The organism is Methanobrevibacter sp. (assembly GCF_030539665.1).
In the GTDB taxonomy this organism is placed as follows: domain Archaea; phylum Methanobacteriota; class Methanobacteria; order Methanobacteriales; family Methanobacteriaceae; genus Methanocatella.
This window is the reverse complement of the sequence record NZ_JAUNXR010000010.1, coordinates 1-12,082: the sequence shown is the minus strand read 5'-3', so window position 1 is coordinate 12,082 and position 12,082 is coordinate 1. Positions and strand designations below refer to the sequence as shown.

Below are 12,082 nucleotides of genomic sequence, written 5' to 3'. Positions count from 1 at the left end.
TTTTCTTCTTTTCTTCCTTCTATTTTTCCTTTTTCTTTTCATTTTTCTTCTCCTTTTTCTTCGAATATTTGGTTTACGCGTTTTGTTATTGTTAGTTCCATTCCGAATCCCTCCAGTATTTTTTCGAATTCTTTTTCGCCGAATAGTTTTTCTCCTTCGAACATGAACCACATTAGTATTTCTTCCAGGTTTTCGTCAAGATTTTTGCCTATGTTCTTTTCTAAATCAATTTTTTGGATTGATGGGTTGTTGTATATTTCTTTGATTATTTCAAGGAATTCCTTGAATATTTCTTTCATGTCTCTTTGGAATTTTGTTTTTAGTCCTATGGTTAAGAATATGAGGTCGTTATTATTTAAGTTTTCATTATTTTTCAGTTTGTTTTTAATTATCTTTAGTTGCTCCTCTCCATCAATGGAACAGTATGGGAGCACTTTTATGTATAATGTTCCTGCTGGTCCGTAGTCTACCTTTTTCACTTGTTTTTCTGTCTTTGATGTGGTTATCGATATTGCTTTTATGGGTTTGTCTATGTATTCTCCTATGGCTACTATGTAGTGTGCGTGCTTGTGTAGTGCCCTTCTTGATGGCCCGTCGCTTTCGAACTCGATACTGTATGTCATGTCGGTTTTGAGGTTGAGTGCTATTTTGTCGGCTCTCAACTCTCCCCTTAGCTTTGAGGTAAGTTCCGTGTCGAAGAATTTGTCTATTCGATCTTCTTCGCCCATGATCTCCAGTATTGAATTTATGTCCAGGACACAGAAATCCTTTTGAGCTATATCATAAAAATGAGGATTATGAAAGTTGTCCTCCTTCATAATCCCCCATAATTTTTTTGCAAATTTCATAATCCAATATATTGATTAAACTACTATATAAACTTAATTTTAAAAATAAAGCAATATTACAACTAATAATAAGATTATAGGCATTTAGAATAATTTATTCCAAATAATAAAATTGTTCTGACCTTTAAAAATTGTAGCCAAAATAAAGTAAAAAAATCTTGATTTTAAAAGGGCATAGGACAGATTGCCATTTTCCAACCATGAGATTGGAAAGCTGAAAGCCATACCATTGGTCCATTTCTGTCAATAAAAATTCTTATATGGTAGAAACAGCTTAAAAGTACTTTTTTACCTTGGAAATCTGTAGTGCTTATTAAAAATTTAATACAAATATCCACATCTAGATTATGGAATGGTAAAAATTATTTTTTGAGTATTATAAGTATTACAAAAACCCCAAATAAATTAATCAGATGTTTTATTCGAAATTTTCCCATGAAAAATTAATTCTTTAATGAAATTTGTAATTTTGACCAATCCTCCTTCAAAGAAGAAATAATAATGCAAGGAATATCTTGAATAAGGAGTTTTTGCGATATACTTATGAGTTATTACATTTTAATACTATTGTTTCCATCATATGTTTGTTTGGAAGATTATTTGATTTAATCTTTTAAAATATATTTAAAATGACTTTTCACTTGCTCTTCAAGGTCCCTGTTCATTTTTTCAATATTATGGGCTTCAGCCAATGTGCGGATATTTTCCATGATGGGTTTGTTTAGGCTTTATTTATAGTTCTCGGTGTTTAGCTTTTTGACGTAGCCTTGCATGATTTCATAATCATCATCCTGATTTTCATTGGAAAAATCATGGTTCTCTTCATAAGGGAAGTTTTCATAGGGAGTCCTTTTCTTCTTTATACAGTCCTCCTTCGTAGCCGTATATGAAGCATTCTGCATTCCAGTCGATGGATTCATCAAATCTTTTTTGGGATTTCCTTTCTTCAAGTGTCCCGATTGGGTCTGGCCAGTCACTAAAGCCAAAGGAGTCCTCGTAGGTGTCATCGATTTCGCAGTAATCGTACTCTATCATATGTTCCAGTTCTTCAATGGATTCTTGTTCTTCTTTTTCATGGAGATTGACCTGTTCTTCAAGCTCTTTACTCATCCTGTCCACTTTGTGGATTTCCATAAGTTCATGGAGCTTTTCGTTTCCTGCCTTTTCTGCTTCAATGCAGTTCCTGTTCATTTCATTTTGCTTTTTGCCATTTTCATTCATGTGTGTAATTTTGTCTATTTCAATATATAAATTTGTGTATAAATAGTTATTATTTTCCAAGGATAATGTTGCAATCAACAACAATTATATATCTGTTGAAAACAAATATAGAAAACATGATGCAATATGGTTTTGGAGCAATGAGACTTCCGCAAAAAGACGAAACAGACTTCACTTCAATCGACGAGGAGGAGTTTGAAAAGATGGTTGAAACTTACATGGATTCAGGATACAGTCATTTCGACACAGCATACCCTTATCATGACGGCGCAAGCGAAAAGATGATAAGGAAATACGTCGTTGAGAAATATCCTCGCGATTCATTCACCCTGGCCAACAAGATGCCTTCATTCGAACTTCAAAGGCAAGAGGACCTTGACGACATATTCAACCTCCAGCTTGAAAGGTGCGGCGTGGACTACTTCGACTACTACATGCTTCACAACGTAAGCACATGGACACTGGACGCCCTCAGAAAGTTCAACGCCTACGACCATCTGGTAAACCTCAAAAGGGAAGGAAAGGCCAAGCACATCGGAATATCCCTCCACGACAACGCAGAAATCCTCGAGGAAGTGTTGAAGGAAATGCCAGAAATAGAATTCGTGCTGCTGCAGATAAACTATCTTGACTGGGAAAACGAATCAGTACAGTCAAGGGAATGCTACGAGATTGCAAGAAAATACGGCAAGGACATAATGATCATGGAACCGATGAAGGGAGGAACACTTGCAGAACTGCCTGAAGACATTTCAGAAAAATTCAAACAGCAAAATCCCGACATCTCAATTCCGGGATGGGCATTGAAGTTCTGCCTCGACCTTGACGGAGTAATCACAGTTCTCTCAGGTACCAGCAACCTTGAGCAGCTGGAGGACAATCTAAACACAATGAAGCATGCAAAACCATTGGATGATGATGAAAGGGAGCTCATTGCAGAGGCGGTAGAAGAGATAAATCAGATTTCAACAATCCCATGCACCCAGTGCAACTACTGCATAAACGAATGCCCTCAGAAAATACCAATCCCAACATTCTTCGAGCTCTACAACATCGAAAAGAGACTTCCTTCAAACGGCTGGTCACCACAGCAGGGTCTCTACAGGACATATGCAATGAAAACCGCAGAGGCAAGCGACTGCACAGCCTGCGGAGCATGTATAGAAAAATGTCCTCAGCACCTGGACATTCCGGAATACATGGAAGACATTGTGGAACTGTTCCATAACGAGTTCTACTAAACCATATTCTTTTTTAATGTGTGGAATTGTTCCATAATGAGTTCTACTGACGGTTTCCATAATGGGTTCTTCCAAACCATATTCCTTTTTTTTATTTAATCCAAACTAAAATATGCTTCCTCAACAGTAAAAACAAAGTTCTCAAAGATAAATTCATGCCACAATATCGCAATTTCCAATACTTTCTAGAAAAACCCATAAAGGAAAAAATAGACTCCCCAAACAATAAAATTAAAAACTACTTCAGCAAAATACTCCAAATATTAGATAAAAGAATAACACTTCAATAAATAGCAAGACAAACATGCTGCACAATAAAATATAGGAACAAAAACAACCAAAAACCACTAAAAACATGAAGATCCTAAAACCTCAAAATAATATTTATATAAACATTTCCATAAAAATAGTCCCATGGCTCTAGAAAGAAATGAAATCAAACTTTTTGAAAATAAAGAAATAAGGAGAGTTTGGGATTCTGGCATTGATGGATATTACATTTCAGTAATTGACATTATTGCCGCCATTACTGAAAGTAAACACCAGTCTACATACTGGGGTAAACTGAAAAGCAGATTATCTGAAGAATCTGGTCAACCATTCCCAAAATGGGAAAGGTTGAAAATGCCTGCTAAAGATGGTAAAATGCGTGAAACCGATGTAGCCACTGTTAAACAAATGTTAAGAATCATACAGTCAATACCTTCTCCAAAGGCAGAACCGATCAAACAATGGCTAGCACAACTGGGTCAGGAAAGGCTGGATGAAATGGCAGACCCCGAACAGGCAATCGAAAGGGCAATAGACTATTACCGTAAAAAAGGACATAGTGAAGAATGGATATCCCAAAGATTAAGAAGCATTGAAATAAGAAAAGACCTAACCAGCGAATGGGATAGAAGTGGGGTGCAACAAGGACAGGAATATACAATGCTTACCAATGAAGTAAGCAAAACATGGTCTGGAATGACAACAAGAGAATATAAGGATTATAAAGGATTGAGAAAGGAAAGTCTCAGAGATAACATGACCAACACAGAACTTGTTTTAAACATGTTGGCTGAAGTTTCCACTACTGAAATCAGTCGTGCAGAAAGTCCACAGGGTTTTGAGGAAAGTAAAGATGTGGCACAAAGAGGGGGAAATATTGCAGGCAGTGCCCGTGAGAATCTTGAAAAGCAGTTAGGTAAAAAAGTCATCAGCAAGAACAATTCCAAAAATCCAAGATTGCTTGATGAATAATTCAAAAAGAGACCTAAAAACGGAATCTTTTTAAAATATTTGGAGGGGCTGCCAAAATTATTTTTTGAATATTTCAACTATTACAAAAATACCCAATAAGTTAATCAGAACGCTTTGTTTTAAATTCTTTCAAGAAAGAGCAATACCTTAATGAAATTTATAATTTTGGCCAAGCCTCCCATCCAAAAAAACAATCATGTTCATCCGATCAATGCTCAAAAAAATGTTATAATCACTATTTTCAATAATGGATGCTGTCATTCCGATTTCAAAACAGGGTATAAACAAATAGTATTATATTGGATAATCAAAAAACATTTAATCAATATGCTATTTTTAGGAAGGAGATTTTAAATTTAAGTCTAATTTTAGGTGACAAAGTGAATTTAAAATTCAAAAGCAAAGGCGCTCTTAAAGATTATCCAATAAGTGAAGTAGTAGGAAGATTCATACTTTTCCAGGAAGAAAACCACGCACAGAACATTGACGCACTATACAAGATCAGCTACATCAACTCAAATCTGGTTTTCGGATACGTTTTCCCGCTGTCCAACGGAGTTCACATAATAAAACTCACAACAGCATCACTGGACGAGCAGAACAACATCTCGATGCACAAGGTACAGGACATCTGGGAGTACAAGCTATTCCCACAGGAATCTCCGGAACACACAATTCCCCTTCATGAGGTGGCGGATTCAGATTTCATCTTCGCAGACGACCTTGGAAGCAAGTTCCGGGAAAAGTACTACGGCTGCCTGCCATTCATCAGAAACGAAAGGATTGAGGAAATATGCAGAAATTCCGATCTGGATGAGTATAGGGATGATTTGAACCCGCTGGTTATATATCTTGACGGGGTTAGGATAAAGCTTGAAAACATTCATGATGACAAGTTCATTGGCCGTCTGGAGGATGGGGAAAGGGTTCTCATCGATTCCGACTTCAGGATAGTGGAAAACCAGGACCAGAGGATTCTCAGGATTCTATCAAAGATGGATTCAAGCAGAAGCGTCAACAGAAGATACCTTAAAAATCAGTTTGAAAGCCATAAGGATGATCCGGAGCTTTCGGAGGTTATCCTGAAGGAATATCTCAAGAACCTTGAAGGCTTCGACAGGGAAATCTTCTCAGCAAGAATGACAGAATACCTAGACGAGATTGCAGGAAAATGCGAAAGGCTAATTGAAGAGTCCAAGATGGGTGAAGACAGGATATCCGAAATCGAGGAGATGATTTCAGGCTATACTTGTGAAGATGACTACGTAACATCACAGATAGAAAAGGACATATTCAGGCAGTACTTCGACGAGACAGCCTTCATTGCTCGCCATGACCTTGCAAGAATGTTCATGGCATATGCGGTGATACTGAATGATAATGGTAGGAGTGAAGAGGCCCTGAAGCACTTCAAGAAGTCATATTGCCTAAATCCGGTAAACGTGGACAACCTCATTGAACTGAGTTTGTATTACCTTGAAAATGATTTGGAGAAATGCAGAAAAACAATCGACCTGGGATTCAAGTACGCCTACAGGGTCGAGAACATGAGGGAACTGTATTATGTTCTAGAAGAGTATTATTTGAGAACTTCAGACTATGAAAAGGTGGAAATCATAGGGGAAGTCCTTGAAGGAGATTACAGCAGAGCATTCAGGAACGGAATATGGGTAGACTTCAACCCGGAAATCATAGGATTGATCTGCGAAAACTTCAATTTCCACAAGAACGAGGAAAACTACGAAAGCGCAATGTATTACTTGAACACACTAGTGGACATGAGGAAGGTTGAATTCTACAACTTCAACGAATCCTTCATGGACTTTGAATATATTGAGCTATAGATGGAAAATTGCCTTCATTGAGCCTTATTATCTCAATTGAAAGAAATTCTTTTTAAGCAGTCTAAAACATATTTCTAGACAATGATAAATAATGGCTCAGGATATTAATTTTTTAGATTTACATGATTCCTTTAAAAATATTAATGAAAATCACAATCAAGAAAAGATAGGTTATCTGCTGGAGAAAACCGAAGATTTCTTTCGTAAAAATCATGAGTTTCAAGAGGAATTTTATGATTTCGTCTCCTTAAAGCTGATGGCCGATTATTTGCTGAAAAAGAATATGCTTGATGAATGTTTTTCATTGATTGAAACATTATTTTATGATTTTCTAGAGTTGATTCTTTTTAATAATGAACTATCATTGAATGATTATGAAAAGCAGTCTGATGAGTTTGTTTTCAAATCGTTTGATTATAAAAACGAATTTTACGCGGACATTTATGAAAAATCTGATTCATATGATGAGGAAAATTTGGGTTTTATAAACAATATTTTATTTCACGATTAATATTTTTATGATTTAGATTAATTTATAATTAATATTTTAAATTATTATGACTATTTTTAAACCAAATATCAAACATTTTACTTTTTCTTTTCACATAAAGTTTATTATTATAATCACATCATATATATAAATATAATTTTATGAGGTATACTTTTGAATTACACAATGCAACTTTCATATTTGCCTTTTTGGTTTTTCGAAACAAAAAAAATGGCAGAACTATTGTTAGATGGTTTAGATAAAAAAGAAATAATGGAGTTATCTTTAGATGATAATATTTTTCAATTAAATTCTGAAAGACGTAGAAAAGAAATTGTTAATACTCTATTTAAAAGACTTGATGGTTTTTCTGATGAATTACTTGAAAAATTTTTACAAGTAGATACTGATTCTGCTAGATTCTTTGTTTTAGTTTCTATTTTAAAAAATGATATGTTGTTTTTTGAATTTATCAGGGAAGTTTTTAGGGATCATATGATTTTAGGAAACTTCAAATTGGAAAATTCTGATTTTGAGATATTTTTTGAAAATAAAGCAATGCAAAGTGAAAAAGTTGCTAATTGGCAAGAAGTTACTTTAAAAAAACTTAAATCAGGTTATAAAACAATATTGAGAGAATCAAATCTTCTGATTGAAGATGATATGTTTTCAATACCTTTCATAGATTTGGATTTGAAAGCAATGCTGCTAAATGAGAATTATGGGGCTTTTATCGAGGCTATTTTTGTAAATTAGGTGATGGCATGGTTTTGGATGAAAGATTCGAAGAGGTTTACGATAAAATAAAAAAAGAGTCCTTTTTGGAAAATAAAGGCCTGGGAAATGAAGTGGGCTATTATGTCTTTGATTATGATCCTGAAGACGAATTGAAGGTTAGAAAAAAAGTCGATGAAATCGTTAATAGGATTAACTCTAAAGACGATTTGTCATTTAAAATAATTAATTTCGACTTATATGATATTATAATAGGAATTTTAAAGGAAAAAAATTTTTTAGAAAAAACCTTCAAGTTTGAAGAGAAAAAGGGAAAAGAATTCGTGAAAAGGGCTGTTGTCAAATCACTTAAATTGTCTCAGGATTCAAACTTAATTGTTAACTATATTTTGGAAAACACTCCTGAAGAAAATGCTATTGTTTTCTTAACAGGAGTTGGTAAGGCTTATCCGTTGCTCAGGTCACATCAGGTTTTAAATAATTTACATCAGGTTTTAGATCAAGTTCCTGTTATTCTATTTTTCCCAGGAACATATTCTGGCAATGACTTGAGGCTATTCAATACTCTGGAAAGTAATAATTATTATAGGGCATTTAAATTAGTGGAGTGAGGTTATGCAAGTTAAAGAGATGTTTAAAAAACCAATTGATAGGGATATTAAAGGTGTTATTAAGGTTGGTCAAAATGACGAGGAAAACCAGTATCAGGAATTGAATGAGTATGTAGTTACTTCTGAACTTTTAAAGCATTTCAGAGAATTTTTCTCAAATTATAATCGTGCACTAAATACCAATACTGACGATATTGGTGTTTGGATTTCAGGATTCTTCGGTAGTGGTAAATCTCACTTTTTAAAAATATTGTCTTATATTTTAGATAGTAATATGGTAGTTAAAGGTCGCAGACCTATAGACTTCTTTAAAGAAGATGAAAAAATTGATGATCCAATGATTTTGGCAGACATGAGCTCTGCCACAAATGTAAGCACTGAAGTCATTCTATTTAACATAGATTCAAAAAGTTCTACATCTTCTTCTGAAAGCACCAAAATCCTGGACGTTTTTGTTAAGGTATTCAATGAATTTAGAGGATATTGTAGCGAATATGCTTTCATTGCTGATTTTGAAAAAAATCTTGAAAAAAATGGTAGGTATGATGAATTCAAACAGGCTTTTGAAGAAATAGAAGACGAAAGTTGGGAAAACTCACGTGATGACTTTTATTTCATAAGGGATTCTGTAATCGAAGCTCTTGTCAAGATTGGCTACATGAGTGAAGAGGCCGCGAACAATTGGGCAGATAAGGCTGAAGACAACTACAACATATCAATTGAGAAATTTGCAGATGAAATCAACGATTATTGCAACAGCAAAGGCCCTAACCACAAACTTGTGTTCTTGGTTGATGAGGTTGGACAGTATATTGGTGACAGCACTCCATTAATGCTTAATCTACAATCCTTAACAGAGGATTTAGGTATTAAATGTAGGGGAAACGCTTGGATTATAGTTACAAGCCAGCAGAATATTGATGAAATCATCTCAGTCAAGGGTCAGGATTTCTCCAAAATTCAGGGAAGATTCAAAACAAGACTTTCACTTTCATCTGCAAATGTTGATGAGGTCATCCGTAAAAGGATTCTAACAAAGACCGATAGTTCCTTTTATGATTTGGAGAATTATTATGTTGGTGTGGAGCCTGTTATTAAAAATTTGATAACATTTAAAGATAGTGCTGAGATGAAAACATATATTAGCGGTTCTGATTTTGCTTCAATATATCCTTTTATCCCTTATCAGTTTAATTTATTACAATCAGTCTTGACATCCATTAGAGAACATGGAGCATCAGGAAAGCATTTGGCTGAAGGTGAAAGGTCAATGCTTGCACTTTTCCAGGAATCTGCAATTAAAATGAAAGATGCTGAAATGGGAGCTTTAGTTCCATTTGACATTTTCTACGATGCCTTGGAAAAATTTGTCGACCACTCTCATAGTGGAGTAATCATAAAAGCATATAAAAATGACAGGTTAAACTATTTTGATGTAAGGGTTCTTAAAACACTATTCTTAATTAAATATGTTAAGGAAATTAAGGGTAATGTTGAAAATATTGCAACTTTAATGGTTTCCAATATTCGTGACGATAAGATTGATCTGAAAAACAAGATTGAAAAGTCTCTAAGAAAACTACTTACAGAAACACTTATTCAGAAAAACGGTGAAATTTACTCCTTCCTTACCAATGAGGAACAGGATTTGAATAGGGAGATTAAAAATGAAAATGTTGAAGTTGGGGAAATTCTCGATGATGCAGGCAATTTCATTTTCCAGAAGCTGCTTACAGACAGGAAAATCAAGCATTCAAACCGTTACAATTTCTCATTCAATAAAATAATTGATGACAAACTGGTTGGAAAACAGACAAATGATATTGGAATCAGAATAATAACTCCTTATTATGAAAATGACATTTCCACAGGTCAGATGAGTCTCGATGGAGATGATTTGGATACCAATATGGAATATCATCTTAAACAACTATCAAATGATAAAAATGAGGCAATTTTTTATTTAGGTAGTGATTTAACCGTATTTGAAGAAATTACTGAAATTTTACAGATTAGGAAATATTTACAAAAAAATAACGCCACTATCAAACCTGAATTAAAAACTGTAAAGCAGGCAGAATATAGTGATAAAGTTTCACGTTCTGAAGTGTTACTTGAAGAAGCATTGAAAAACGCTGACGTATACATCAAAGGCCAAAAAATCGATATTCTTGAGAAAAATTCAAACGAAAGAGTAAATGAGGCTATGGGTCTTTTAATAAAACATGTATTTTCCAAGTTAGGTTATTTCAAAGACTTTGCTCCAGAAAAATCGGATATTCTAAAGGTTATTAAGGGTGAAACACAACAGACATTGTCCGATACTAGCGTTAGAAATGCAGAAGAGGATTTATATAATTATGTAAAATTAAAATCAGACATTCATGAAAAGATTTCAATCAAGGATCTTTTGAATAAATTCTCTTCAGCCCCTTACGGATACACAGATCTGGATATTGAATGGCTAATTGCAAAGCTGTTTTCCCAAAACTCAATTTCACTAATAAAAAATAATGAGAACATTACTCTCAATAAGTATAATGCAGAAAAAATATTGGACTTCTTAACAAAAACAGAATTCAGGGATAAGATTTTGGTTAAGGAAAAAGCAGACACTCCAATAAATCAAATAAAATCTGCCAAATCGGTGTATAAGGAATTGTTTGACACCACAAATGCTCCAGACAATGATGAAGAACTTATGGATTCATTTAAAAGTAAATTGAATGATTTGGTCTCTGAAATTTCCAACGATTTGTTGGTGGAATACAATATATTAGACAGTTATCCTGGTAAGAACATTCTAATTGAAGCTGAACAGTTCTTTAAGTCAATACTTGCCATAAATACCATAGAATCATTCTACAGGACAGTTTCTGATGAAGAGGATGAAATTTTAGATTTGGCTGATGACATAAATCCTGTTTTAAACTTCTTTAAAGGACCGCAAAAGGAATTTTATAAGGATGCGACTTCCCTCTATAAAAATTATGAGGTCAATAAAAATCTGATAAATTCCATTGAATTGGAAAGGATTGCCAATGAAATTTCCAATATTTTAAACATGCCATACCCTTATTCTCATATTCAATTCTTGGATAATTTCATTAAACAATTTAAAACGGAAAATAAGAGAATATTGGAATTGGAAAAGGAACCCGTTAGAAATGATATTAATAATATCAGGAATAGCGTAGATGGCGATAAAGAACAGTTTAATCAATTACTATTGAAATTAGAGAATTCCACATCAATTCCAGAAATTCGTTTGATGACACAGGAAGCTGAAAACATCAGGGAAAAAATAATAGAGAAAAACAAGCCTAAGGATATTGAAGAACAGGATTCCAAACCAGTTCCTGCAGTTAAGGATGTCTCTATTGTAAGTATAATGTCAAAGTCAAGAATTGATATCAAATCTGAGGAAGACATTAATATGTTTGTTGAAATATTGAAGGAAAACCTAAAAAGGGAAATTAATGATTATGACGAGGTAAGATTAAGTTTAAGGTGAGTTTATGGATAAAAAAGCTATTAAAACTTTTGCCGTTAATGCCCGAGAAAAATTGATTGACGATGCCAAATATCAGGCAAGTCTTCTTGGGATAACCGAAAATGGAATAGCAGAACCGATTGAATCTACAAAGGATATGGAAACTTATTCTCTTGGAGGATCTGCAACCCATACAATTTACAATGATGAAATTGAACAAAGAAAAAGCCTTGTTCAGGAAATCAACAACAAAGGCTTTGAAAATGTAATGGAAGAAGTAGCATACACATGGTTTAACCGTATAATTGCTATAAGATTTATGGAGGTAAATAACTATTTACCTGCCAAAACAAGAGT

10 protein-coding genes are annotated in these 12,082 nt (G+C 34.0%); 8 read left to right on the top strand and 2 right to left on the bottom strand.

Annotation, left to right across the window (positions count from 1 at the left end; genetic code table 11):
* Positions 1-38 precede the first annotated feature (38 nt).
* A complete protein-coding gene (locus Q4P18_RS08410) occupies positions 39-662 on the bottom strand; it encodes a hypothetical protein (RefSeq protein ID WP_303337832.1) in 624 nt (207 codons plus the stop codon).
* A gap of 1,023 nt (positions 663-1,685) precedes the next feature.
* Positions 1,686-2,069, bottom strand: coding sequence for a hypothetical protein (locus Q4P18_RS08405; protein ID WP_303337830.1), 384 nt, complete (start codon positions 2,067-2,069; stop codon positions 1,686-1,688).
* A 68-nt stretch (positions 2,070-2,137) separates the two neighbouring features.
* Here Q4P18_RS08405 and Q4P18_RS08400 point away from each other — a divergent pair, with 68 nt between their 5' ends.
* The 8 genes from Q4P18_RS08400 to Q4P18_RS08365 form a co-directional block, all read left to right on the top strand.
* The gene (locus Q4P18_RS08400) at positions 2,138-3,310 is read left to right on the top strand and encodes an aldo/keto reductase (RefSeq protein WP_303337828.1); all 1,173 of its coding nucleotides are present in this window, start codon (positions 2,138-2,140) and stop codon (positions 3,308-3,310) included.
* A 414-nt stretch (positions 3,311-3,724) separates the two neighbouring features.
* A complete protein-coding gene (locus tag Q4P18_RS08395; RefSeq protein ID WP_303337826.1) occupies positions 3,725-4,552 on the top strand; it encodes a hypothetical protein in 828 nt (275 codons plus the stop codon).
* 380 nt (positions 4,553-4,932) lie between these two features.
* Entirely contained in the window at positions 4,933-6,396 is a 1,464-nt protein-coding gene (locus tag Q4P18_RS08390) for a tetratricopeptide repeat protein (protein WP_303337825.1), read from the top strand.
* Positions 6,397-6,487: 91 nt separating this feature from the next.
* Positions 6,488-6,907, top strand: a complete 420-nt coding sequence (locus Q4P18_RS08385) for a hypothetical protein (RefSeq protein WP_303337823.1) — start codon at positions 6,488-6,490, stop codon at positions 6,905-6,907.
* A 153-nt stretch (positions 6,908-7,060) separates the two neighbouring features.
* Entirely contained in the window at positions 7,061-7,642 is a 582-nt protein-coding gene (locus Q4P18_RS08380) for a DUF1819 family protein (protein ID WP_303337821.1), read from the top strand.
* 8 nt (positions 7,643-7,650) lie between these two features.
* Positions 7,651-8,232, top strand: a complete 582-nt coding sequence (locus Q4P18_RS08375) for a DUF1788 domain-containing protein (protein WP_303337819.1) — start codon at positions 7,651-7,653, stop codon at positions 8,230-8,232.
* A 4-nt stretch (positions 8,233-8,236) separates the two neighbouring features.
* Complete coding sequence (brxC, locus tag Q4P18_RS08370; RefSeq protein ID WP_303337817.1) at positions 8,237-11,746, top strand: BREX system P-loop protein BrxC; 3,510 nt, start codon at positions 8,237-8,239, stop codon at positions 11,744-11,746.
* A gap of 4 nt (positions 11,747-11,750) precedes the next feature.
* Positions 11,751-12,082: hypothetical protein (locus Q4P18_RS08365; RefSeq protein ID WP_303337814.1), on the top strand; the 332-nt coding region annotated here is incomplete at its 3' end.